This is a genomic window from Bryocella elongata, from assembly GCF_900108185.1.
Taxonomy (GTDB): domain Bacteria; phylum Acidobacteriota; class Terriglobia; order Terriglobales; family Acidobacteriaceae; genus Granulicella; species Granulicella elongata.
In genome coordinates, this window is the sequence record NZ_FNVA01000006.1 from 220327 (window position 1) to 244990 (window position 24664).

Below are 24664 nucleotides of genomic sequence, written 5' to 3' on the forward strand. Positions count from 1 at the left end.
GCTGCAGTCTTTACTGCATGCACGCCTCCCAGGTGGAGGGCATCTGCTTGCTTCCGTCTCCGCCCTCCAGGGAGCAGACCGGAGATTTCGTCCGACTTCGGCACGGGACCGAGAGGCATGTGCGCTGGATCAGCGCACAGAAACCTTCGGGAGCTCTGCATCGTGGTGCCTGATCGCTGGCTGTTCCGAGATGAAAGGGAGAGTTTCCGGAGCGGCGAGAGCACGAAGCCTCGTTGTACCGGTGTTCCGTTTTCACTCGTTGCTCGAGCCCTATCGGTTCTGCAGGACAGCGGGCTCGGGAATGCATTGGAATCGGACATACCCTTGGACCTTTGGGTCAATCCGCGCAAGTTGGCTCACGTTTCTCTCTCCAGCGCCGATAGGCATGACACAGAAGGCTCTGGCCATACGGAGATCGTCCCAACGAAGGCCCGCGCCTTTGCACACGTCACAGAGCTCGGCGACGTCCGAAAATCCTCAGGCTTTCATTCAGGTGAACGATGAATCATTTAGGAATTCGCGGCAAACTGCTGCTTAGTGTTGGCGCCTTGGCGACCGGATATCTTCTGTTCTTCGCTCTGGTGCAATGGACCTCCAGCACCACCGAGACGCATCTCTCGACCGTCTCCTCCTCCATCTATCCAGCGGCCCTGGCGCTGAACCACGCGCAGACCGACTTCCAGGGAGTGAAGAAGGACTATAAGGACGCCGTTCTTCTCCAGGACAAGGCCGCATTGGAGACAGCCGACAAGGATGCCGCGACCGTGGTCGAGCAGCTCTCTACGGCCAGCGAAAAGATCGCCTTCGATCCCGCTCTGCATCAACAGGTCGAAGCTGCGCTCGAAAGCTTCAAGGGCCTGCACGAGCGCTCGAAGACCGCCTACACCGTGATGGTGACGACTCCGGATGCGATGACGGCAGAGACGCAATCCACCCTCGCCTCCCTGACCGACGACAACAAGAAAATGGAGCAGAGCCTCGTTGATCTGAGTGACAGCATCGGCAACAAGGCATTCAACTCTGAGTTTGCGGCGGTTGCATCGTCGAACTCACGTCAACGCTTCTTGGCATTCGCATTGTTTCTGGTCGCAGCTGGGTTTGGCGCTCTGGTCGTGCTGATGATGGAAAAGCAGGTGTCCTCTCCTCTTCGCGATCTGGCCGACAGGCTGGCCGATGGCGCGAAACAGGTAGCTCAGTCGGCGGCGCAGGTCTCTGGATCGGGCATGACCCTGGCCCAGGGAGCGTCGACGCAGGCAGCCTCACTCGAAGAGACCAGCGCATCGTCACAGCAGATCAGCGCTATGGCTGAACGAAGCGCCGCCGATTGCCACTCCACAGCAGAACTTGTTACCGCATCCCAGGACAAGTTCACCGACGTGAACAAGTCTCTGGCCCAACTCGTCGGCGCCATGGACGAAATTCGGGTTTCAAGCGACAAAGTCTCCAAGATCATCAAGGTCATCGACGAGATCGCATTCAAGACCAATATCCTCGCTCTCAATGCCGCGGTCGAAGCGGCCCGCGCGGGAGAGGCGGGCGCCGGCTTCGCCGTCGTCGCCGAAGAGGTTCGCAACCTCGCAGGCAAATGCGCTGAGGCCGCCAACGATTCGTCCGCCATTGTGGCCGAGTCTCTTCAGCGCTCCAACGAAGGCAAGACCCGCCTCGACGGTGTATCCGTGTCGATCCAGGCCGTCACTGCCGAGTCGGTCAAGGTCAAGTCTCTCGTCGATCAGATCAATGTAGCCAGCGTCGAGCAGACTCGTGGCATCACTCAGATCGCCCGCTCGATCGTGCAGATGGAGCGTGTGACGCAAGCCTCGGCATCGACCGCGGAGGAAAGTGCCGCCGCGGCCGAGCAGTTGACCGCGCAATCCAACGTACTCAACGAAATTGTCAGCAGCCTGGTCCTGGTCATCGGTGGCAAGGCCGCCTGAGAACAGGCGACCGATCCTGCGAATCATCGCCTGGAAGGACAGGTCGTGAGCGACGACGCAGTGATGCTCCACCAATCGGCGCCCCGCAAGGGGCGCCGATTGATTTCTGTCGGAAATATGCGGAGCGCCCTGCCCACTGCCGTCCCGTTCGAAAGATCCCAAAGCACATGGCATGGACGCCGTCGAGCACTCGCTGCTCACCCTCGTCCAGTGGCGGTGCGATCTGCTTGCTCCCTCATCCGTACGCGCGATTGCGCCACGTCGCCAGGTGCCATCGGTCGGGATATTCTCCTGTACTGACCGTCCGAATTGGAGCAAGTCTCCGGTCCTCGCTTGACGGCGCACCCGCGTCCCGATTCGGAGACGTCGTCACCACCCACGGTGCACCAATCTCGTCCACCGCCCGTTAACAGCTATCTGGCTGCCGATAGATCTTTCGCACGCTCGATTCCTTCGAGTGGGAGGTGTGGCATGTTTGAAGGTCGTTGGTTCTCTCTGTCCCTGTATCTCGCGGCAGACCGTCGCATTGATGCGGTCGAGTACTCGCTGCTCGGCGTGAGCCTGGTGGGCGCGGTTGTGGCCACGCTGCACGTCTGTGGCATCGGTGCACCGCAGTTACTGGCCCTGCTTTTCGCGCGCTAGATTGCGGGCGCGCGCGTCGCTCCATCGAAGTTGGCATAGTTCCGTGCTCCGCTGGCTACAATGGAATAGGCAGACGTACGATACGTTACGTCGCGACACTCCCTTGCGCCCCCGGACAAATTCAGAGCTCCGGAGCTATCTCCCCTAGTTCGAAGACTTTGCGCAAAAGGGGGGGAGGGGTACCCATGCCGCGGGCACTTTGATATCACCTCCAGAAGTGTCACCCTCCGATCCTTCGGGGCATGACCATTCGTCCCCTGTGGCCCGTAGGTGGCATATCCTCGCTGTCACCATTGGGCTAATCTCGGTTGAAATCGCTGCAACCCCTGGCCGATAGTGGGGGGAGAAGCCAAACTAGGCTCGGAGATGGGGGAGACGATGATGCTTTGGGCCGCACCACTGCTGTTCCGCTTCTTGGTAGAGGAGAACGGTCAGGATCTCGTGGAGTATGCGCTCGTCGCAGGCTGCATTGGACTTGCCGCAATTGCCTCTCTCAAGATCCTTACGAACGGCATCAGCAACGTCTTCTCGGGCGTTGGTTCCACATTGACTTCTGCCACCTAAGACACGGCTGGATCGCTCCTTGCGAGCATCCAACGCGAGAGAATGCCTCTCGTGCACGCCGTTCTGCTTGCTATCGTTGCGTTGAGCCTCCTGCTCATGCTCTGGCGTCCTCGTGACTGGCCGGAGGCATGGTGGGTCTGCGGCGGAGCTCTGTCGCTGGTCGTCCTGCGTCTTGTGCCGGTCCGCTCTGCTGGTCATGCGGTCGCGGAAGGCACCGACGTCTATCTCTTCCTCACCGGAATGATGCTGCTCTCCGGCCTGGCTCGCGAGCAGGGTGTCTTTGACTGGGTCGCTTCCGTAGCGGTGCGTCGTGCCCGGGGAAGCTCGGCGAGCCTCTTCCTGCTGCTCTATGTCGCCGGCACGATTGTCACCATCTGCATGTCGAACGACGCCACTGCAGTCGTGCTGACTCCCGCCGTGCTGGCCGCCGCACGCAGAGCAAAGGCCCAGCCCTTGCCGCTCCTCTTCGTCTGCGCCATGATCGCAAACGCCGCCTCGTTCGTGCTTCCTATATCGAACCCGGCCAACCTGGTCGTCTTCCGCGGCGCCATGCCCTCACTGAGCCGCTGGCTCGCCGCGTTTGCAGTTCCTTCGCTGCTTTCAATCCTGGCTACCTACCTGGTGCTGCGGTGGTACTTCCGCAAGGACCTGCAGCAGCCCATCGAGCCAGAGCGCGAAGCGCATCAGTTGACCGCAACCGGAAAGATCGTGACGGCTGGGCTCGGAGTGGTCGTGCTTGTGCTGCTCGCGGCCTCCGCGTTCAGGATCGATCTCGGCCTGCCCACGTGCGTCGCGGCAATCGTCGTGGCTCTCGTCGTGTCCGCGCGCGCCCGGCAGAACCCCGTCCTTCTCCTGCGAGAGGTGAGCTGGACAACCCTGCTACTGGTCGCCGGGCTATTCGTGATGGTGCAGGCCGTCGAGTCCATCGGTGCGCTGCAGCTGACGGGCCGATGGCTTGCATGGTGTGCGCATCTGGCCCCTGCAACCGGAGCGGCGGTGGTTGGCTTCGCGGTCGGCGTTGGCAACAACCTGCTGAACAATCTCCCGCTGGGATTGCTCGCCGGCGCCACGGTCGCTGCGACTCATACGCACGGGCTGCTGGCGAACGCAGTACTGATCGGTGTGGACCTGGGCCCGAATCTATCCGTGACGGGGTCGCTCGCGACGATCCTCTGGCTGCTGGCGCTCCGTCGCGAAAAGCTCAACGTCAGCGCGTGGGACTTCTTCAAGGTCGGCGCTCTCGCCATGCCGGTGGCGCTGGCTGCTGCTCTCGGCGGGCTGGTTGCGATGAACGCCATAGGACATTGACCGCGGGAGAATCTCGTCTCTCGAATTGCGGAATTCGCCGCTACACTCTTCGCATGCGCAGATTTTCAGCGAAGGAGACGGAGTGGCTCCTCGAACTCGATGGCATTGAGCTGGCGAACTTCTGGCCGCGCGCCTTTGCCTTCGTCATCGATTGGATGATCGTCGGTATCCTGCTGAGCACCGTCGCAACGGCAGGGTTTGCGACGTGGCTGGGCATCCGCCACCTCCAGGGCAAGCCGACGCCTGACTTCATGCAGATGGCCACGGAGAGCTCTGGAAAGCTTCACACCACGGTCGAGAAGGCCGACGCGAAGCAAGGCTTCCACTTCAACATTGGCCCAGGCAAGTCGCCGAACGGCGAGGAGGCCCATGGGCCGCTCGAACAGGCGCTGGAGGTCGTGAACGACATCGTCGTGCCAGTGCTGTACTTCGGCGTGCTGCTATGGAAGGGACATGGGCGCACCCCCGGCAAACGGCTGATGAATATCCGCGTGATGTCCATCGCGCATCGGCACCTGAGCTTCTGGCACTCGGTGGAGCGAGCACTGGGCTACGGCGCGGCTGCTCTCGAAGGTGGCTTCGGCTTCGTGCAGTTCTTCCTCCACCCATACCGCCGCTGTGCGCAGGACCGGCTCGCCGAGACCATCGTCGTCACCGAGCGGAGTTATCAGGACCTTCAGCATCGCCTGTCGCATCCGCTGATTCCGGATGAAAAGTGAAAGTGGTTAAAGCCGAAGGCGCCAAAGACTTTCGTCTCTGGCGCCCTCTCGTTGACCGCTGGACAGTGATGTCCGAGATCCGGTTCGTTGGCAGCTCCCGTGATGTCGTGCGAGTTGGACTTGCGTCCTTCGCTCGGCTCATGGGCGCTCCGCTGATTCACACGGCCTGGTGCGCGCCAGGGAGGTGAATCGTGCAGCCTGCCTGCTCCGGGCGTCGGGCTGGACTTGCGTCCGCCTTCGTCTCCTCGGCTTGCACACTGCTGGAGCCTTTGCTCGCTGTTCCGCAGTCCTCGCGGCTTGCGCTTTGAGTCTGCGGCCATAGGACCTGCGTTCTGCTTCGAGCTCCGTCGTCCGGCTTGCGCCTCGCTCCTTCGCTCTCCGCTGCGTGCCTTCGATTCTTGATCGCCGGACTTTCACCCTGCGCTCTCGTCTCTCCGTCCGCCCCGCTCGCTCTCCGTCGGCTCGGGTTCAGCTTTCGCCTTGCCGTCGCTTTGACCTCAAGCGTTCCCCTGGCTTCCCGCGTGTCCTGGCCCGACGGCCACTTCCCGCGTTCCGCTGCAACGATGTCCTTCGTGCTCCCGTCGCCTGCGACCGTCGCCGCCTGCTTCGGGCTCCTCGGGCTGTCCGCTGGCCTCGTTGCTCCGGCTTTCGCCTTCGCTCCCCAGCTGCGCTTCGAACCTCTGGTCTTCCGGCTGCCTTCGCTCTCGCGTTAGCCTCCGTCGCTCTCGGAACCTACGCCCCCTGTGCTGGTGGTCTGATCGGAATCAGGCTCCCAGCACAAGAGGCGCGCCTTCGAACTAACCTGCGTTCATCGCCATTCGCTACGCAGCCGGACGTGCTCGAGAGGCCGCATAAAGCGCTTGCGCACCGTACGTTGCATCCCTGGCGATCCCGGCTGATTTCGCGTTCGGCTAACTGCCCGCTCATCAGTTGACGGAACATTACTCCTGCACTTGCCTGTGCGCACAATTGCAAAACTCGTCTCTTCTGTGGAAGGTCCACAGGCGACTTAGTCTAGATTCACAAGTTGGCACTTTGCCTTGTTACAGGGAGCCTTGCGCTTCGGCCTCCTGCAGCAAGGCGTGCAGATCGAGCGCGCGAGTAAACATCGTGAGTTCCCCGTTGGAGTCCTTCGGCCAATCGGCCTGTGGGCGATCCCAATAGAGCTCGATCCCGTTGTCGTCCGGGTCGCGCAGATAGAGTGCCTCTGAGACTCCGTGGTCGGCCGCGCCCTCCAGCTTGACGCCGTGGTCGATCAAGCGGCGCAGAGCGACGCCCAGCGAGGCTCGAGTTGGATAGAGCACGGCGAGGTGATAGAGGCCGGTCGATCCGGCGGCGGGAGGCTTGCCGCCGAGGCTCTCCCAGGTGTTGAGCCCGATGTGGTGATGGTAGCCACCGGCAGACAGAAAGGCAGCCTGCGTGCCGTAGCGCAGCGTCAGGTCAAAGCCGAGCACTTCCTGGTAGAAGGCGAGGGCGCGATCGAGATTCGAGACACGAAGATGAACGTGGCCGATCCGGACATCGGGAGGAAGCGTTGAGTTCGTCACGTAGATGGGATGTTTGGTGTGCTCCATGCGATCCGAGCGAGAGCGATGAACAGAAACGCTACGTATGCCGATGTATCTCGATTGGGCGCTGTGGCATGCCCACGATGGAGTCGCTACAGCACGGTAGGAGCACGCCTCTGCCGCCGATGGGTCATTGTTGAAAGTGATATCAAAAGATACGGTGGTAATACGATCCATTTGCCGCACGGCGCGAATGGGGTTCGCAACGCCGGATCTAAGGACAAAGACAATGATGGAGCACAAGCACCTGCTACTTGCTGTACTTCGCGAAGATGACGGCCAGGACCTGATCGAGTACGCATTGCTGGCTGGTTTGATCGCCCTCGCGTCCATCGCCTCAATCAAGGTACTCGCCACCAAGATCGGCAACGCCTTCAGCAACGTCGGCAGCCAGCTCACCAGCGCAACTTAGCGCTCCCGCGGACAAGGTCCGCACCCATCAGGATTGTGCACGCACGCACAAATCACGGCTCGCGCTTCGGCGCGGGCCATTTTTTTGCTTCGAGAGACATGACTGACGAAGGGGAGAGGTGTTCTAGCCGAGATGTCCGCTGGGATGTGTTGGCAGGGTGAAGTGGAAGGTCGAGCCCTGGCCGAGCTCGCTGGTCGCCCAGATCGTTCCTCCATGCTGCTGCACAATGCTGCGGCAGATGGCGAGGCCGAGGCCGGTGCCACCCATGTCGCGCGAGTCGGAGGCATCCACCTGCTTGAAGCGTTCGAATATCTGCTGCAGCTTGTCGCTGGGGATACCCCGGCCATGGTCTTCGATCTCGATCAGGGCTTCATCCGGAGTCACATTATGCGCGGTGAGCCGGATCTCGCTGATGAGCGTCTCTGACTGCGGAGAGAACTTGATCGCGTTGGAGACGAGGTTTGTCAGGGTCTGCAGGATGCGGTCGGCGTCCCCATAGACCTGCACGTTGTTGGCTTCGATCACGAAGCGCACGTTGGCCTTTTGTGCCGCAGCGGAGAGAAGTGCGACGGTGCGGCGCATGAGCTCGTCCACGGAGCAGGTCGTGCGATGCAGCTCCGCTTTGCCGGATCCAATGCGTTCCAGGTCGAGGATGTCGTTGACCAGCCGGACGAGGCGATCCGTGTTGCCGATTGCGATCTCCATCATCTGCTTGATGCGTTCCGGCCTGGCGTTGAGAGCTCCCGCAGCAACGAGACCCAGCGCGGCGCGCAGGGACGTCAACGGCGTGCGCAGTTCGTGCGACACCGTGGAGATGAACTCGTCCTTCATGCGGTCCAGCGCGTTGCGCTCGCTGATGTCGGTGAACGCGACGACGACACCGACGGCGCGGCCTTCAACGATGGGTGCTGGTGACGTGAGTCTGGCCTGTTGTGCCTGGGGAACGCTGGCGATGCTGGCCGTGGCATCGCCGTTGGGCTGCTCCGCCAGTGGCTGCTGCAGCTCGACTGCGCTTACAGGCAGCGTCTCTTCGGCGGTCTCGATCTGGGGCCGAGCGACATACTCCACGGGGAAGCTGGCGCCGTCCTTGCGCCAGAAGACCTCGTTGGAGACGCGCACCGTGGTGCGATTGCGAAGGGCGAGCGCGATGGGGCTCTGGCTCGCGACATACGGGGACCCATCGCTGCGTGTGTGGTGTACGAGGTCCAGCATGTTGCGGCCGAGCAGCTCTTCCGGGCGGTAGCCCAGCATCTGCGCGGCCGCAGGATTGACGACGGTGCAGCGGCCATCGAGATCGATACCGAAGATGCCGTCGCCGACGGACTCCAGCACGGAGTTCGATTGCCGGATCAGCGCACGCAGCTGTTCTTCCGCGCGGATCTGCTCCGTGATGTCGACGCCAAAGGCCAGCACATAGGGAGCTCCGTCCCGGGGTTCCACGAGTCGGTTGCGATAGGCGATGACGCGCTCTTCGCCGTTCAGGTGCTGCAGGTGGAACAGGCCCTGGGCCTCACCCGTGCGCAGCAGCTGCTGGACGTAGGGCTCGAGCGTGGTGTGACGATTGGGGTACAGAAAGCTCGTCAACGGATGGCCGACGACGTCTTCCACGCGGCGGCCGATGCCCTGGGCGCCATATTGATTGATCGACAGGATGACCCCGCCAAGGCCATGGGTTGCAACCATGCCGAGCGAACCTTCGACGATCTGGCGGTAGCGCGACTCCGACTCGCGGATGGTGGTCTCGGCGATGCGCTGCACCGTAACGTCGATGCCGGTCGCGATGATGAAGGCGACCTGGCGTTGCGAATCGACCAGCGCGGTCGCCGACCAGGAGATGCGGCGGCGCGTGCCATCAGCAGCCACCCAGTAGTTCTCGTAGGTGGTGGGGAACTGGCCGCTGCGGATGCGGTCGAAGCTCTCGATGTAAGCCGGGACGTCGGTCTCGGGGATGAGACGTTCCCAGGCATACTTGCCGACCAGGTCGGCGGACTTGTAGCCGGAGATGATCTCGCAGGCGCGGTTGAAGCGCACGATGCGGCCGGCGGTGTCGAAGACGACGACCAGCGCACCGACGGTGTCGAGCACGGCAGAGACGAAGTTGCGTTCGACCGTGAGGGCTGACTCCACGCGAAGGCGCTCGCGGGCGGAGTAGTCGGTCTCGCGCACGCGATAGATCAATTCAAGGCGCGTGGTGACGGCGTGGCTCAGGCTCTCAAGGGACTCCACCTGCGCAAGCGTGAGCTTGCGGGCGGCGGTATCGAGCACGGCCAGGCAGCCGATGGGCACAGCGTGCGGCGTCAGGATGGGCGCGCCGGCATAGAAGCGGTAGCGGCGGTCGCCGAAGGGAATGCCGCCGGGCGACCACTCGGGGTCGCGCCGTGCGTCGGGAATCTGGTAGATGCCCTCGCCGGAGATGGTCGTCTCGCAGGGGATGGAGTGGCGCGGCGCGGACTCGATCTCGGTGCCATAGCGGCCGATGAGGACCACCTGATCGCGCTCGATGATGGAGATGGCTGCCACCGGGGAGTTGCACAGCTGGGCAGCAAGACGCGCGAGGTCGTCCAGGGCAGGGTCGTGCGGCACTTCGGCGAGCGCATAGCGCGCCAGAGCGTCGAGCCGCTGCTGCTCGATACCGGACGTGGGAGCTTCTATCATTCCTCACTTTGAGCATACGAAGTGAGGCTGTGGGTGGGCAGTCCCACTTTGGCTGCAATTGGCGATCAAATGGTCACCACTGCGGAGTCACTTCGGGGAGGAAAGGGGAAACTTCGAGGGGGTGAGGCCCGAAATGGACCAGATTCAGGGGAATTCCCGGACGACGCTGGAGGTCCTTGCCACGGAATGAGGCATCACGGGAGGTTGTGGGTGTCGTCGGCGCTCGCGTCCATGGCGACCTTCCATTTGCCGCCGACCTTCTTCCAGAAGGTGATGTAGCGGCCGGAGGTGGTCGTGGACTTGCCGTCGGGGCTGTTGGTAGTTGCATCGTAGTGACCCCAGGTGAAGCCCGTGTCTCCCGAAGGGCCGACCTGCGCGCCCTCGGGATACCAGGTGAGCTGATAGACCTTGGGATCCCATTGCGCGATGGCGGCGATGGCTGTCTTGCCCTGAACGGGGGGCTTGCCGTTGCTCAGGGTGACGCCGTCGTCGGCGAACCAGTCGGCGAAGGCCTTGCCTCCACCCTTGGCGACAGCCTGGCCGAACTCACCTTCCAGACGCAGCAGCTCGACCACTCCCGGTGACAGGACGGGCATGGGAACGGGTGTCAGCGAGGGCGATTTCTTGTCGGGCAGGCTGGGCTGGGCCTGGCCAGGGCCGAAGGGAGTTAACGTTGGGACCTGCGCCGACACGAACCCCGCAGAGGCGAGGGCGAGCACGGCGGCGGCGCGGCAAAGGGACCAGAGGGCTCCACGCATGCCGTTGATTGTATGACTTGAAGCGGCCGCCGGGGCTCGAACGCCGTTCGCGTCCTAGTGGTGACCGCTTGAGCTCGCCCCTGACGAGCTGGCTGCCGGTGCACTGGACGGAGCGCTGGGGGCCGGTGAGCTGGCGTGGGAGCCACCCCCGCTGAAACTCGATCCCGAGCTACTGCCGCTGGAGTGAGACGATCCTCCGTTAAAGCCGGAGCTCGACCCTCCTCCACCGTGATTGAAGGAACCAGCGTTTCCTCCGCCGCCGGAGAAGGCGGCAGAAGACGCCATACCGCCATGTCCGGCTCCGGAATCGGCACGTCCGCCAAAAGGCTGCACGACCGAGCTAGTGTGGCCGCCATGGTCGACGTCGTGAGCAAGCATGAAGGTCTGCGACTTCGGGTTGAAGGTGAGGGTGCCGGGTTTGGTGGTGGCGAGAGCGCTGGTGTTGAATTCTCGTGCGTCGTTGCGATGGGCGTCGGTCGGGTGGCCATCGGGGTTACGAGAGCCGAGGGGACGCAGCGGCTCCAGCCTGGCTTCGAGCTTCGGTGACTCGCTGCTCGGCAACGGGCCGTGATACTCCTTGCGGAAGTCCTTCGGCTCGTCCTTCAGCACCTTGACGGGGTCGATTCCGTTCCAGGCGATTCGCTGGATTGAGCCCTCGTGCTTGTCGGCGGCGGTGAATAGTCCATACTTCAGGTTCTCGGGTGGGAGCCCGGGGCGGTCCTTCGGATGGATAGGAACGTATCCCTTGTGGCCGCCCGACTCGACCCAATGTACGGGGCATCGATGGTGCAGTCGCTTACCAACCACCCACGTCCAGCCGCCGTGCTCGCGATGGATCCACGAACCGGCGTGACACACCGGCCACTCGTAGTTCCACCCTCCATCGGCTTCGGAGTAGAGAACGCGGCGGAGGTGCGAAAACGGGTCGACCCCGACCAGCTGCCGATAGCGCCCCGTCCAGCATGGGAACGGATCATCTTCCTCCTCCCAATGGACGCCGCGCAGTCGCAGTGCATTCGCGTTCATCCAGCCATTGGTCGGCGCCCAGCAGGTGCCATAGGGAGCGCAGGAGAAGAACTGGCCCTGCTGCTTGAGATCGGCGAGGCCGGGTATCGGAGAGGAGAGCCCTGCCTGCGCCATCACCTCGTTGAGCTCCACCTTGCGCTCCGAGAGCCGATCGGTTACCCAGGAGTCGAATGCGGAGCTCTCCGCGCCTGCGGGCGTCACCACTGGCAGCGATCCTCCGGTGTAGTGCAGGGTATGGCCGGAGCTGGCGAGGTCGCTGCCTTCGCTGGAGGTGACGCGAACCGGGAGTGCGGAGAGCGGTGTGACGTCCATCCCGTCGAGATAGCTTTGCAGGCGCACGTAGCTGCGATCGGGATAGGGAACGAAGAGGTCGTGCTGCGGCGTGCGGAACAGATAACGCTCACCCCGGACGGTGGTCGTCAGATGCAGGGTAAGCGTTCCGGTCAGCAGGGTAACGGCCGTCTGGGGCGCGCCCTCGTTGGTCGTCAGCTGGTTGAAGGTCACGGCCGTGTTGGCGTCGACGTAGGCGGTGGAGGTGTCCTCAAACTCGATCTCGGCGCGGCCCTGGCCTGTGACGAGGCTGAAGCCCGACTCGAGTGGGACACCGGTCTTTGCCGCGACCCAGCCAGTGGGATTCGGGCCGGAAGCTTTGCCGCGCTCCAGGCGCACGTCTCCCTCCGCGTAGCTGATGCGAACGATCTGCGGTAGGGGCTGCTGGGGATCATCCTGCGCGCCTGCGGTGGGCGCGGAGATCGCGACAACGAAAGAGACTGCGAGAGGAAACGCTACGCCAGCAAGAGAGGACAAACGCATGTAGCCTCCGTACGACGGAGAGACTGCTCTGGATGAACTGCCACGGCCACGCAGGACCACCTGCGACTGTACACGAGACGTATCCAGTCTGGCACTGGTTGCACAAAATCATACTGGCCGCGAGAGTCGAGCCGGGAACGGGACCGGCGGGACCGGCGGCGCAGACTCCGGCCCGGCTCGGCTGCTATGCTTCGCAGCATGACCCCAAAGACTGGGAAGGGCCCGTGGCTTGCCGCGGTGGGCGTTGTGGTGCTGGTGCTTGGCATGGTGCTCCACACCCATGCGATCGGCGCCATACTGCGCTGGATCGGCGTTGTGTTCCTGTGCGCGGATGCGGCGCTGCGCCGCAAGCTTACGCCGTGGATCTTTGTCGCGATGGTGGCTGGTTCGGAGATTGGCGTGGATGCCCCGCACTTTGCGATGAGCCTCAATGTCTTCTCGTCGATCTTTTTGCGGCTGATCAAGACAATCGTGGCGCCGCTGATCCTGGGCACGCTCGTCGTTGGCATCGCCGGCCATGGCGACCTGAAGAAGGTCGGCTGGATGGGCGTTCGCGCCTTGATCTACTTCGAGGTGGCGACGACGCTGGCACTCGGCATCGGGCTGATCGCGATCAACATCAGCAAGGCGGGCGTGGGGCTGGGTGCGGGGCAACCGGTGGAGACGCAAGCCGCGAGGCCCGGAGCTCCGGCAACCGTGACAAGCTTCACGTTCGTGGAGCCGCCGAAGACGAGTTGGGACGATGTGCTGCTGCACATGTTCCCGGAAAACCTGGCCAAGAGCATCGCCGAGAACCAGCTGCTGCAGGTGACGATCTTTGCTGTCTTTTTCGGTGCGTCGCTTTGCCTGGTGAGTGAAGAAAAGCGGGCTCCCCTGCTCAAGCTGGCTGAGAGTCTCAGCGAGGTGATGTTCAAGTTCACCAACCTGGTGATGTACCTGGCGCCGCTGGGTGTGCTGGGCGCGATGGCGTTTACCGTCGGGCACCTGGGCATCGGTGTGCTGTGGAATCTGGGCAAGGTGCTGCTGACGCTCTATGCAGCGCTGATCTCGTTCGCGCTGCTAGTCTTTCTGCCCTCGGCGCTCCTGTTCCGCGTCCCGTTGCGCAGCTTCCTGAAGTACGTCGCAGAGCCTGCGACCATTGCGTTTGCGACCGCTACGAGCGAAGCGGCTCTTCCGATTGCGATGGAGAAGATGGAGGCGATGGGTGTACCGCGGCGCATCGTTGCCTTTGTGATTCCGACCGGCTATGCCTTCAATCTGGATGGCACCTCGCTGTACCTTGCGGTCGCCAGCGTCTTCGTGGCGCAGGCAGCGGGGATCCACATGACGGTCGGCGAGCAGCTGTTCATGATGGGCACGCTGGTGCTCACGAGCAAGGGCGTCGGCGGGGTCGCTCGAGCGTCCCTCGTTGTGCTGCTGGCTACGGCGGCGACCTTTCATCTGCCGGAGTGGCCCATCGCTGTGCTGCTCGGCTTTGACACCCTGTTGGACATGGGGCGTACGGCGATCAACGTTACCGGCAACTGTCTGGCCAGCGCGGTCATCGCGATGTGGCAGGGAGAGATGGGCGCGGAGAAGCCGAGCGAAGTCGTGGCCGAAGGCGCGGAGATGTAGCGTAGGACCTGGTTTCTATATTCTGCGTTGTACGTTCTACGAGTGCGGCGATTGCCTTTCACGTAGAACGTACAACGTGAAACGTTGAACGGCTCTTACGGGCAGTTGGGGTCGTTCGTCTGCTGGGGCGGGTTCGGAGTGTCGGGCCGTCCGGCTCGCGCGGGGATGGACGTCGGATGCACCGCGCAGGGTGTTGTCTGCGGTGTGCCGCCGAAGTTTCCGTCCGTTTCGTCACCCTTTCCGGAGGGGATCACGCCGATGGAGCGCAGCCAGGTCGTGGCGAGGTCGGTCCAGTGGGATTCCGGAGAGTTGATGGGGTGGAGCCCAAAACCGTGGCCGCCCGTGGGGTACAGGTGCATCTCTGCGGGGATATGAGCTTTCTTCAGGGCCAGGAAATAGACCACCGCGTTCTCGACGTGGACCGGATCGTTTTCGGCCTGCAGCAGGAAGGTCGTAGGCGTCAGTTTGGTCGGAGCGAGGTTGGGGTCGAGCACGGTCAGCTTGCCGGCGTCGGAGTCCGCGGCCGTGTAGGCGGGATAGATGACCATCGCGAAATCGGCTTTCGCGCTGATTGCGCTGTTGACGTCGTCGGCCGCGGGCGTCGACATGACGTGAGTATCGTCGGCATGCGAGCTAAGTGCGACCGCGAGATGAGCACCGGCCGAGAAGCCCAGAATGCCAATGAGCTTGGGGTTCAGATTCCATTCCTCGGCGTGGGCGCGGGTGAGGCGCATGGCCTGCTGAGCGTCTTCAAGGTCGGCGTAGCTGGTGGGGTAGCGCTCCTCGGGTACGCGGTATTTGACCAGGACACAGGTGACGCCGACCGAGTTGAGCCACTTGCAGGAGTCGAGGCCTTCTCCGTCCCAGGCCAGGCGGGAGTAGCCGCCGCCGGGAAATACGAGCACCGCAGGGTGCGTCGCGAGCGCCTTCGAGGGCTCATAGACGTAGAGCATGGGCTGCATCACCGGGGTCAGGCGCGCGCTGCGGTGGCCGCTGATCAAGGGCATCTGCGGCGTGGTGACGTCCTTTTCCGGCTCGGTGGTGGAGGGCGGTTCGGGCGGATGGTGCGGCCATAAAGGCAAGGTGGCCTTCTGCGCGGCCAAAGGGAGTGCGAGGGGAAGAGCGAAGATTGCTGCAGCCAGAGCCGTACGCGCGTGTCGCATCATGCGGAACATCCTACTGCAAGGCAGCGGCTGTTGCGGATGAGCGATCGCACAGAGTTCAGCGGCACGGGTAGAGTCTGCGATTGCCTCGAAATGGTGTTTGACGTCGTGGATGAGAACGGTAGAATCCGGGAATCCTCCCTGCCGAGGACCGGGTCCGGGATTGCCTGCGGGACAAATGCAACTGATTTGCTGGTGTGAGGAAAACGTGGGTAACAACCCGCAGTCTCCCAGCCCCGTCCTAAACTACCGGAGATTGGTAAACTGGCAGGATGGAGTTGGCGTCGGGGCTGCCCCGCGCTGTGGCTGGCCAAGGCTGCCGTAGTGTCCGTCTCCAGGATGTTGGACCTTTCGCGAATGAGTGAGTACCTGAGCAAGATCAAGTCTCCCGCGGACGTTAAACTGCTTAGCCTGGCTGAGCTGGAGCGTCTTGCCGAGGAGATCCGCGAACGCCTGATTCAAGGTGTCGCGAAGACCGGTGGCCACATCGGCCCCAATCTCGGCGTGGTCGAGCTGACCATTGCCATGCATTACGTGTTTGATACGCCGAAGGACAACTTTGTCTTCGACGTCAGCCACCAGAGCTATGTACACAAACTTCTTACCGGGCGCGAAGACCGCTTTGATACGATCCGCCAGCCGGGCGGCCTCAATGGCTTCATGCTCCGGACGGAGAGCGACCACGACAGCTTCGGCGCTGGCCATGCCGGTACGGCGCTGAGCGCTGCGCTGGGCATGGCGGTGGCGCGCGATATGGCTGGCGGCGACGAACACGTCATTGCGCTGGCCGGTGATGCGGCGTTTACCAACGGCATCAGCTTTGAGGCGCTCAACAACGTGGCCGCGCAGACCAAGCGCCTGATCATCGTGCTGAACGACAACGAGTGGTCAATCGACAAGAACGTTGGAGCGATTGCGGAGTACTTCCACAAGATCGCGACGAATCCGACCTACGTCAACCTGCACGATCGCGCGGTGGGCCTGATCGGCAAGTTCGGCGGTCGTGCGGCTACGCACATTGCGCGCAAGGCCGAAGAGGCTGCCAAGGGCGTCATCGGCCGCGGCATGATCTTCGAGGAGTTCGGGCTGAACTACTATGGCCCGGTCGACGGCCATAACCTGCCGCTGCTGATCGAGACCTTCAAGTTTCTCAAGTCGCAGAACAAGCCGGTGGTGTTGCACGCTCTTACCCAGAAGGGCCGCGGCTTCCAGCCAGCGATCGAGAAGCAGAAGAAGTTTCACGGGCTTGGGCCGTACGATCCCGAGACCGGCGAGACCAAGCCTACGGGGCAGAAGACCTACTCGGAGATCTTCGCGGAGTCGCTGACCAAGCTTGCGAACACCAACGACAAGGTCGTCGCGATCACCGCTGCCATGCCAAACGGTACGGCTCTCGATCTGTTCCGACCGCATCATCCGAAGCGCTACTTCGATGTAGGCATCGCCGAAGAGCATGCGGTCCTCTTCGCTGCGGGCATGGCGACCAAGGGCTTCCGTCCGTTCTGCGCGATCTATTCCACCTTCCTGCAGCGTGCCTTCGACCAGGTGGTGCATGACGTCGCCCTGCAGCGGCTCCCGGTGGTCTTCTGCATGGATCGCGGAGGCCTGAGCGGCGACGACGGCCCAACTCACCATGGGCTGTTCGACATCAGCTACCTGCGGGGCGTGCCGAACCTCATCCACATGGACCCGAAGGATGAGGACGAGCTGCAGGACATGATGTTCACGGCGCTGGAGTACGACGGCCCGTCGGCCATCCGTTATCCACGCGGGACAGGACCGGGCGTTCCGTTGAAGTTGCAGCCTGCGGCGATCCAGATTGGCAAGGCCGAGGTACTGAAGGACGGCCGCGATCTCTCGGGTCACGTAGAGGTTGCAATCTTTGCGCTGGGCAATATGGTCGCCGAGGGCGAGAAGCTCGCGAAGGCGCTGGAGTCTGAAGGCCACACCGTTGCGCTGATCAATGGCCGGTTTGCCAAGCCCATTGACGCAGCCTGCGTGGGGGCATTCGCTCGCAAGGCTGGCGTCCTTGTCACGATGGAAGATCACGTCCTCGCTGGTGGGTACGGTTCGGCGGTGCTGGAGAGCCTCAACGAGCAGTCGATCGAGGTGCCTGTCGTCCGCGTGGGCTGGCCGGATGAGTTCATCGAGCATGGCAAGCCGGACGAGCTGCGCGCGCGCTACGGCGTGACAGCTGGAGCGGCGCTGGAACGCGTCCGCCCGCTGCTTCCCAAGCCTGTCTCGGCATAATCGCTCAGTGCTCAAGCGAAGCAAGGCCCGCGCGAGTCGCGGGCCTTGCTGTTTCTGGAGCTCTGAGAAGGAGCGATGGCCTACGCCTGGTGGCGGGAGATCAGGGTAAGCAGTTCGGTGGTGCGCTTTTGGCGGTAGCCGAAGATGCTGCGCAGCTGTGGCCGCACCAGCAAGGCATCGAAGTGATGGGTGATGGGAGCCAGCGGAAGGGCATACTCGACGCGGTCTGTAATGGTCGCTCCCGGCTTGCCGTTGACCTCGGCCGGCTCAACCGTGTGGCAGTGACGCCAGTAGGCAAAGGGGCCCTGGCCCTGAACATCGCAGAAACCCTGATTCCAGCGAAAGTCCTCGATCATCGCCTCCCAGGGGAAACGTATCGGGAGCAATGGAACAGGACGGAAGGTGATAACGAGTCGCGTGCCGTTGCCTGCAACGATACCGAGCCTTGGCATAGTAATGCCGGCAGGGGGCCTCGGAGGAGGAGCAAAGGCCGCCTCTTCAATGCGCGCCTTCTGCCAGGGAGGCATCAGGCGCGGAAGATTTTCAGGGTTGGCAAAGAAGGCGAAGACGAGCTCCACCGGGAAGGGTACGGTCTGTTGCGCTTCGAAGTGAAGATGCATCGGGTCGCTGCGAGTATAGCCCTTGGGTGCCTTGCGGTCGCGGGACTTTCTTTGCTCAGCCAGCTCGGTTTACAGGATATGCCGCAAACAAAATGCGGGCGACGCCTCCCAGAAGGCGTCGCCCGAAGACCAGGATCCCTCTCGGGATCGCTGTTTCCCTGCGTGGGAACTTGTGGATGCCGTGTGGAGCTTAGGAAGGCATCAGGACGGTATCGATGACGTGGGCGACGCCGTTCGACTGGTAGACATCAGCCGTGGTGATCCACGCGGTGCCACCCTTCTCATCGGTGATCTTGATCTTGCCCATATCCATGGTGAAGGTCAGCTTGCCGCCCTCGACCGTCTTGGCCGAGTAGCTGCCGCCGCTCTTCTTGATCCACTTCATCAGGTCCTTGGAGGTGATCTTGCCCGCCACTACGTGGTAGGTCAGGATCTTGTCCAGAGTGGCCTTGTTCTCAGGCTTCACAAGCGTGTCCACCGTACCGGCAGGCAGCTTGTCGAAGGCGTCGTTGGTCGGCGCGAAGACGGTGAATGGGCCGGGCGAGGAGAGCGTGTCGACCAGCCCGCCGGCCTTGACAGCAGCCACCAGCGTGGTCAGGTTCGGGGCCGTCGAGGCATTGGCGACGACAGTCTTGTTCGGATACATCGGCGCACCGCCGACATCGGGATCCTTCATCTGAGCGGAGGCCGTGAGGGAGGTGACGGCAAGGGCCGCACCGGCGAGGATGGTCATCAAAGAGCGATTCATGGAGTTCCTTTCGCGTGTTGGAACGCTGCGGTTCTAAATGCACACTGCGGTTCTGAATGCGCACTGCGGGAGGACCTTCGCGCCGGCTGCGATTAGGTCACATCTGCAACTACGCAGGGCTTGAGCCGTTGGATTGACCGGAAGCGAAGAAAACTTTCGCAAGGGGAGTTTCGCGGGTGTTCCCAAGGGGGTTCGGTATGGGGTTCCCCGCGTTGACAAAGCCGATGCCCACACTTCAACTAAAGACGATGACCTCCGTGCCTGAACCCATGTCGCATGCAGCGCCCGCGCCCCACAGCGTCGACGTGCATCCGCATCGCCAGGGGCTGTGGCTGGTGGGAATCTTCAAGCTCTGCAAGGTGATCTTCTTTACCGCAGTGGGCGTGGGGGCATTGAACCTGCTGCACAAGGACCTAGGGGACCTGGCGGCCCGGCTGGTCTCCTGGGCGCATGACTACGCTCACCTCGATGCCGAAGGAAACTTCGCGAGCTTCCTCATGGAGCGCTCCGAACTCATCACCCACCATCAGCTCCGCCGCGGAGCGCTGTTCGCTTTCCTCTACGCCGGGCTTTGCCTGGTCGAGGCTGTCGGGTTGCTCATGGAGAAGCGCTGGGCTGAGTACTTCACTGTTACCCTCACGGCGCTGGCGCTGCCCTGGGAGACGTATGAGCTTGTCGACCGCTTTGCCTGGTACAAGGTCGGCCTGACCCTGGTCAATATTGTGGTCTTGCTGTACCTGCTCTGGGTGCTGAAGAAGAAGGGAATCACCGAGGGCGAAAACTCGGAATGATCTCACTCTGATGCCTGGACTCCCGCCGGAAGCTCCTGGAGGCGGCCTGAAGTGGCGAAAAGCGCAATTCCCACCCACAAATCCCCACCTCAGCCTGTTTTCGCTTTTATTTCGCCATATACCGGCGGGATATGGGCATGCAAGTACGGTTTCAGGAACGACTCAGCCTGGTAACGACTACATCTTGGGGCATCAGGGTAGCTAACCACGAGGGGTTCGATTTTCCACATCCTGAGAGGAAAAGAAGTCCCTGTGGATGAGTTTTCTCCCTTGCGCGCGGCTGGGATTCGCGCGATCTTTAGTGGAACGAAGTGGAGAAAAGTGGCGAGAAATGGCGAAGAAGCAAGATTCAAGCCATCAACCCTACTGATCGTACCCCTCCGGGACCGGAATGGGAGCTGTGTCCGCCGACGGGCGTACCCAGCGAGGTACCGGAAAACCAAACGAGGGCAACGTGTTACGCGGAAACAGTCCAGCGCGGGTAGACGACAAGGGCCGACTCAAGGTCCCGGTCGACCATAAGCGCGAGCTGGATGGGGAAGCGAAGCGGTTCTACATCACGAGTCGTGATGGCACGCGAGCCGAGATTTATCCGATGGCGGTTTGGGAGCGGATCGAGGCAGATTTGGCGAATGCGCCAGCCTCGGACGCCAAGAGCCGGTTTGAGGATGCGGTGAACTACTACGGCCAGGTGGTGGAGCTCGATTCGCAGGACCGCCTCCTGATTCCGCAGAAGCTTCGCGAGAAGGCCGAGCTGAAGGGCGAGGTTGCGGTGCTGGGTAAGGGCGAGCGGATGGAGGTCGTGAACGACTCCCGCTTCGTCAGCAGGTTGGAAGCCGAGCCGTTCCGGGGCAGTGACCTGGCGGTGATCGGGGTAAAGGGAATTTAGCTGTAACGGCTCCTCAGGGAGCGCATGAGGCGGAGAGCGAATGGCGACACCGCAACATGTACCGGTTCTTCTAGCTGAGAGTTTGGACCTCTTGAATCTGCGTCCGGGTGGTGTTGTTGTCGATGCCACGCTGGGCCTCGGGGGCCACTCGTCGGAGATCCTCCGGCGGCTGGGACCGACAGGCAAGCTGATCGCGTTCGATCGCGACCCGCAGGCGATGGCCAGAGCGCAGGAGCGCCTGGCCGGAGTGGTAGCGGAGCTGGGCAGTGAAGCTCCGGTGATCGAGTATATGCCGCGGGCCTTCTCGGAGATCGCCGAGGTGATTGCACCGGGCTCACTGGATGGATTGCTGGCCGACTTCGGTGTGAGCAGCATGCAGCTCGATGAAGCGCAGAGGGGATTCAGTTTTCGGGCCGACGGACCGCTTGATATGCGCATGGATGCGCGCAGCGAACTGACGGCCCAACAAGTGGTAAATCAGGCGGACGAAGAAGACCTCGCCAACCTGATTTACGAATTCGGAGAGGAAAGGAGGTCGCGGAGAATCGCCAGAGCCATTGTGCGGGCCCGGCCGATTGCGACGACGGCAGAACTTGCCAAAGTCATATCGGCCGCGGCCCCATCAATGAAAGGCGACAAGATTCATCCGGCGACCAGAACCTTTCAGGCCATCCGAATTCGTGTGAATGATGAGCTGGGCGAGATCCAATCGCTGCTGAAGAGCGCGGGATCTCTGTTGAAGCCGGGAGGGCGAGTGGCGCTGATCAGCTTCCACTCCCTGGAAGACCGGCTGGTGAAGGATGCGTTCAAGGAAGCAGCGCGGACCGGCGAGCTGGATGTTCTCACGAAGAAGCCGGTGATCGCAGGCGAAGAGGAGGAGCGGATGAATCCTCGCTCCCGAAGCGCCAAGCTGCGAGTGGCGGAGAAGTTTGCGCACGCACCCAAGCCGGGGATGAAGCCCGGACGCGGCAAGCGGAGATAGTGCGCACAGGTTTTGGTACGACAAGTTTCGAGCCGGGGTTGTCCTGCCGTGCTTTCAGGCGAAAGACAAACCGTACGACCAATCCCATCCCCCATACAGCAACCTCGGCTCGAAAAAGATGGAAGCAGCAAGTGCGAGCGGCGATGCCGTTAGCCCTGCGGGTTAGCCGGCTTCGCCGGTTAGCAGGAAGTAAGAAACAGGTGATACCGGGCCCGGGTGGTACCAGGTTCGCGGAGGCAAAAGATGGCGACGATGGCAGTGGTTGGAAACGAGATGGAGCGGATGCAGGCACGCGCTCCGCGGCAGCGCCGGACTGCCAGCGTGGCGGAGCGGAACTCCGACCTATACCAGGCGCAGCGCCGTCTGCGCCGCGGCCCCACGCCGGAGATGTTCTTCGCCAAGCACATCGACAACTCGCGCCTCGTGAAGGCCGATGATCCCGTTCGCCGCCGCGAGATGCGCATCTTCACGACGGCGATGACGCTGTTCTTCGCGCTGACGATGATCTACGTGTGGCAGCATCTCTCCTCAATCGAGGTGGGCTACAAGGTCGAAGCGCAGAAGCAGCAGGTGGAGCTGCTGCGCGAGAAGAACAGGCAGCTCGAGCTGCAGGATGCGCAGCTGAGCGATCCGAACCGCCTCGATCGTCTGGCCAAGCAGCTGGGCCTCGATACGCCGGCCCCGGGGCAGGTGATTCTTCCGGTCAACGCCGGCAAGAACGATGCTGTGCTGGCACAGGCGCAGGCACCCGTGATCAGGGCGAACTAAGGACGTTGTACGTTGTTCGTTCTGCGTTGTACGAGAGCTGACGTACAACGTACCCCGTACAACGCGACCACTCTTCGCTTCGCAGGAAATCTCCGACCATGAAACCCGTCCCCCGTCGAACACTGACCGCACCCATCCGCAGGGTGCGCTTCGTTTGGGTGGCGGTTTTCTTTTGCTTCTGGGGGCTGATGATCAGCCTGCGGCTCGGTTGGCTGCAGATCGTGCGTCACCACGAATTTGTGGAGCGCGCGGAGAAGCAGCAGCAGCGGACGTTTGAGGTCGCGCCGCGTCGCGGCGTGCTCTACGACCGCAACATGCGCGAGCTGGCGATGACCGTCCTGGTGGACAGCGTCTACGCTGTGCCAAGCGAGGTGGGCGACAACCGCGCCGCCGATGCTGCGATCCTGGCCAAGGTCATTCATCAGGATCCGCTCGATCACTTCACCACCGAGCAGGCCATGCTGGCGAGGATGAACGACTCGCACAACTTCGCATGGATCGCCCGCAAGCTGGATGCACCGACGGCACAACGGGTGCGCGAGCTGAACCTCAAGGGCATCTACCTGCAGAAGGAGTTCAAGCGCTTCTATCCCTCCGGGGATCTTGCGGCGCATGTGCTCGGTTATGTGGGCACGGACGATGATGGCCTCGGAGGCATGGAGCAGCAGTTCGACGACGAACTGCATGGCATGCCCGGCCACATGCTGACCGCCGTCGACGCCAAGCGGCACGTGCTGGGCTCGGTGGTCAGCGAGCCGATGCCGGGTGAGAACCTGGTTCTCACCATCGACTCCAACATCCAGTACATGGCGGAGAAGGCGCTCGACGCGCAGGTAGCCAAGTACAAGGCCGCGCACGGGACGCTAGTCGTGCAGGATCCGCACACCGGCCAGATTCTGGCGCTGGCGATCTCTCCACGGTTCAATCCCAACGATCAGCGGCATGTCGATGCGGATGCGTTGACGGATCTTGCCGTGAGCGACGTGTATGAGCCGGGTTCGACGTTCAAGCTGGTGACGTACTCCGCTGCGCTCGACGCCGCAGGTGTGAAGCCGACGGACATGGTCGACTGCCAGGGCGGCTCCATGACGATGTATGGCCGCACGCTACACGACGACAAGAGCGACCACTACGGTGTAATCACGGTGCAGGCTGCGCTCGAGCACTCGAGCGACGTGGGCGCTGCGAAGATGGCGCTCAAGGTCGGCAACGACAAGTTTTACGACTACATGCGCAGCTTTGGCTTCGGCCAGCGTTCGGGCATCGAGCTGCCCAGCGAGACGCGAGGCCTGTTGCGTCCGACCAGGAAGTGGAGCGCCACCAGCGTGCTCTCGCTTGCGATTGGCCAGGAGGTCGGCGTCACGCCGGTTCAGCTGGTGTCGATGGTGAGCACACTTGCGAATGGGGGCACGTATCTTCCGCCGCGCCTGCTGATGCGCGAAGAGGACAAGGACCACGACGGGCATCTCGACCCGCAGCCCTTTCATCCTGAGACGTCGATCCCTTCTCAGCTGCCCGACGGCGCGCACCGCGTGATCCGTGAGAGTACAGCAGCGGAGATGCGGATGATGATGCACGGCATCGTCGTCGAGGGCACGGGACGCCCCGCTGCACTGAATGGCTACAGCGCCGCGGGCAAGACGGGGACGGCGGAGAAGATCGATCCCAAGACGCACACGTACTCGCACACCAAGCTGGTGGCGAGCTTCGCGGGCTTTGCCCCGGTCAACAACCCGGCGATCGCCGTGGCCGTCGTCATCGACACACCGACGGTCGGTTCGGGTTATGGCGGCGAGACCTCCGCGCCGGTGTTCAGCGTGGTCGCGCAGGAGATCCTCGAGTACCTGGGCGTGCCGCATGACGAGCCGCTGAAGTCGCAGAAGGAGTTGCTGGCAGCGAAGACCACGACCGAGCGAGAAGATTCGGGCGACGAGGTCGCGGACCTGTCGGCGATGTTCGACGACGTGAACAGCCTGCCGCAGGATGATCCTCTCCGTGCTCCGGCGACCGCAGCTGCGATGGCCGCGAATCGCGCCGCGGATGCTGCCGCCGATGCCGTGGCGCAGGAGAAGGCGGACCAGCGCGCGGCGAAGCACTCCGAGCTGTCCTCGCTCTCCGAGAAGGCGCTGGCGGTATTCCATGCTGGGCCACGAGGCTTCGGTGCTGAGGGCTCGAGCCCCGATGCGAAGGTGCAGCCGGTGGCCGTGCAGGCGCAGGTGGAGACGCGGGGTAACGGCTCTGTCGTCGTCGACGAGACGAAGCGCGTCGCGGTTCCACAGTTTGATGGCAAAGCGCTACGGCTGGTGGTGCAGCAGGCGGGAGCCCTGGGCCTCCGGGTACAGACGCTGGGCAGCGGCATGGCGCGCGAGCAGGCGCCTGCGCCCGGTACGATGGTGCCCGTCGGGACCGAGGTCGTCGTGCGTTTCGCACGCTGAGTTGG

At 62.7% G+C, this 24664-nt stretch carries 21 protein-coding genes; 14 read left to right on the plus strand and 7 right to left on the minus strand.

From position 1 onward, the window contains the following. The first annotated feature begins 500 nt into the window (after window positions 1-500). The 6 genes from C4S68_RS16955 to C4S68_RS22985 all read left to right on the plus strand — a co-directional run bounded on the left by C4S68_RS16955 (window position 501) and on the right by C4S68_RS22985 (window position 5880). Window positions 501-1934, plus strand: a complete 1434-nt coding sequence (locus C4S68_RS16955) for a methyl-accepting chemotaxis protein (RefSeq protein WP_103934291.1) — start codon at window positions 501-503, stop codon at window positions 1932-1934. Between the two features lie 471 nt (window positions 1935-2405). Next, window positions 2406-2576, plus strand: a complete 171-nt coding sequence (locus C4S68_RS23275) for a hypothetical protein (protein ID WP_160115212.1) — start codon at window positions 2406-2408, stop codon at window positions 2574-2576. Between the two features lie 378 nt (window positions 2577-2954). Then, a complete protein-coding gene (locus tag C4S68_RS16960) occupies window positions 2955-3140 on the plus strand; it encodes a Flp family type IVb pilin (RefSeq protein WP_235011666.1) in 186 nt (61 codons plus the stop codon). Window positions 3141-3182: 42 nt separating this feature from the next. Then, window positions 3183-4448, plus strand: a complete 1266-nt coding sequence (locus C4S68_RS16965; RefSeq protein WP_103934292.1) for an SLC13 family permease — start codon at window positions 3183-3185, stop codon at window positions 4446-4448. A gap of 53 nt (window positions 4449-4501) precedes the next feature. Further along, complete coding sequence (locus C4S68_RS16970) at window positions 4502-5167, plus strand: RDD family protein (RefSeq protein ID WP_103934293.1); 666 nt, start codon at window positions 4502-4504, stop codon at window positions 5165-5167. 521 nt (window positions 5168-5688) lie between these two features. Beyond that, the gene (locus C4S68_RS22985) at window positions 5689-5880 is read left to right on the plus strand and encodes a hypothetical protein (RefSeq protein ID WP_146072193.1); all 192 of its coding nucleotides are present in this window, start codon (window positions 5689-5691) and stop codon (window positions 5878-5880) included. Between the two features lie 330 nt (window positions 5881-6210). On the opposite strand, the gene C4S68_RS16980 is transcribed toward C4S68_RS22985, so the two are convergent. Then, window positions 6211-6741 carry a VOC family protein gene (locus C4S68_RS16980; RefSeq protein ID WP_103934295.1) on the minus strand — a complete coding sequence of 177 codons (531 nt, stop codon included), beginning with the start codon at window positions 6739-6741 and terminating at the stop codon, window positions 6211-6213. A 223-nt stretch (window positions 6742-6964) separates the two neighbouring features. Between C4S68_RS16980 and C4S68_RS16985 the strand changes: the two genes are divergently transcribed. Further along, window positions 6965-7147 carry a Flp family type IVb pilin gene (locus C4S68_RS16985; protein ID WP_103934296.1) on the plus strand — a complete coding sequence of 61 codons (183 nt, stop codon included), beginning with the start codon at window positions 6965-6967 and terminating at the stop codon, window positions 7145-7147. A 123-nt stretch (window positions 7148-7270) separates the two neighbouring features. On the opposite strand, the gene C4S68_RS23650 is transcribed toward C4S68_RS16985, so the two are convergent. The 3 genes from C4S68_RS23650 to C4S68_RS17005 form a co-directional block, all read right to left on the minus strand. Next, a complete protein-coding gene (locus C4S68_RS23650) occupies window positions 7271-9802 on the minus strand; it encodes a PAS domain S-box protein (protein WP_235011667.1) in 2532 nt (843 codons plus the stop codon). Between the two features lie 194 nt (window positions 9803-9996). Beyond that, window positions 9997-10560: a YybH family protein gene (locus C4S68_RS17000; RefSeq protein ID WP_103934297.1), complete on the minus strand. Its 564-nt coding sequence runs from the start codon at window positions 10558-10560 to the stop codon at window positions 9997-9999. Between the two features lie 54 nt (window positions 10561-10614). After that, window positions 10615-12399 (minus strand): hypothetical protein, encoded by a 1785-nt coding sequence (locus tag C4S68_RS17005; protein ID WP_103934298.1) that lies wholly within the window; start codon window positions 12397-12399, stop codon window positions 10615-10617. Between the two features lie 198 nt (window positions 12400-12597). On the opposite strand from C4S68_RS17005, the gene C4S68_RS17010 reads away from it, so the two are divergent. After that, window positions 12598-14013, plus strand: a complete 1416-nt coding sequence (locus C4S68_RS17010; RefSeq protein ID WP_103934502.1) for a dicarboxylate/amino acid:cation symporter — start codon at window positions 12598-12600, stop codon at window positions 14011-14013. A gap of 95 nt (window positions 14014-14108) precedes the next feature. Here C4S68_RS17010 and C4S68_RS17015 read toward each other — a convergent pair whose 3' ends face one another. Beyond that, a complete protein-coding gene (locus tag C4S68_RS17015) occupies window positions 14109-15179 on the minus strand; it encodes an alpha/beta hydrolase (RefSeq protein WP_235011668.1) in 1071 nt (356 codons plus the stop codon). A 354-nt stretch (window positions 15180-15533) separates the two neighbouring features. Here C4S68_RS17015 and dxs point away from each other — a divergent pair, with 354 nt between their 5' ends. Next, window positions 15534-17426 (plus strand): 1-deoxy-D-xylulose-5-phosphate synthase, encoded by a 1893-nt coding sequence (gene dxs / locus C4S68_RS17020; protein WP_103934299.1) that lies wholly within the window; start codon window positions 15534-15536, stop codon window positions 17424-17426. Window positions 17427-17506: 80 nt separating this feature from the next. Here dxs and C4S68_RS17025 read toward each other — a convergent pair whose 3' ends face one another. Then, window positions 17507-18046 carry an SRPBCC family protein gene (locus C4S68_RS17025; RefSeq protein ID WP_103934300.1) on the minus strand — a complete coding sequence of 180 codons (540 nt, stop codon included), beginning with the start codon at window positions 18044-18046 and terminating at the stop codon, window positions 17507-17509. Between the two features lie 190 nt (window positions 18047-18236). Beyond that, window positions 18237-18794 carry a fasciclin domain-containing protein gene (locus tag C4S68_RS17030; RefSeq protein ID WP_103934301.1) on the minus strand — a complete coding sequence of 186 codons (558 nt, stop codon included), beginning with the start codon at window positions 18792-18794 and terminating at the stop codon, window positions 18237-18239. Between the two features lie 224 nt (window positions 18795-19018). Between C4S68_RS17030 and C4S68_RS17035 the strand changes: the two genes are divergently transcribed. The 5 genes from C4S68_RS17035 to C4S68_RS17055 all read left to right on the plus strand — a co-directional run bounded on the left by C4S68_RS17035 (window position 19019) and on the right by C4S68_RS17055 (window position 24659). Continuing rightward, entirely contained in the window at window positions 19019-19585 is a 567-nt protein-coding gene (locus C4S68_RS17035; protein ID WP_160115213.1) for a DUF2127 domain-containing protein, read from the plus strand. A 454-nt stretch (window positions 19586-20039) separates the two neighbouring features. After that, window positions 20040-20474: a division/cell wall cluster transcriptional repressor MraZ gene (locus C4S68_RS17040; RefSeq protein WP_103934504.1), complete on the plus strand. Its 435-nt coding sequence runs from the start codon at window positions 20040-20042 to the stop codon at window positions 20472-20474. Window positions 20475-20514: 40 nt separating this feature from the next. Next, complete coding sequence (gene rsmH / locus C4S68_RS17045) at window positions 20515-21456, plus strand: 16S rRNA (cytosine(1402)-N(4))-methyltransferase RsmH (RefSeq protein ID WP_103934303.1); 942 nt, start codon at window positions 20515-20517, stop codon at window positions 21454-21456. Between the two features lie 252 nt (window positions 21457-21708). Then, a complete protein-coding gene (locus C4S68_RS17050) occupies window positions 21709-22224 on the plus strand; it encodes a cell division protein FtsL (RefSeq protein WP_327333807.1) in 516 nt (171 codons plus the stop codon). 98 nt (window positions 22225-22322) lie between these two features. Next, window positions 22323-24659 (plus strand): penicillin-binding transpeptidase domain-containing protein, encoded by a 2337-nt coding sequence (locus C4S68_RS17055; RefSeq protein WP_103934305.1) that lies wholly within the window; start codon window positions 22323-22325, stop codon window positions 24657-24659. Window positions 24660-24664: the final 5 nt, after the last annotated feature.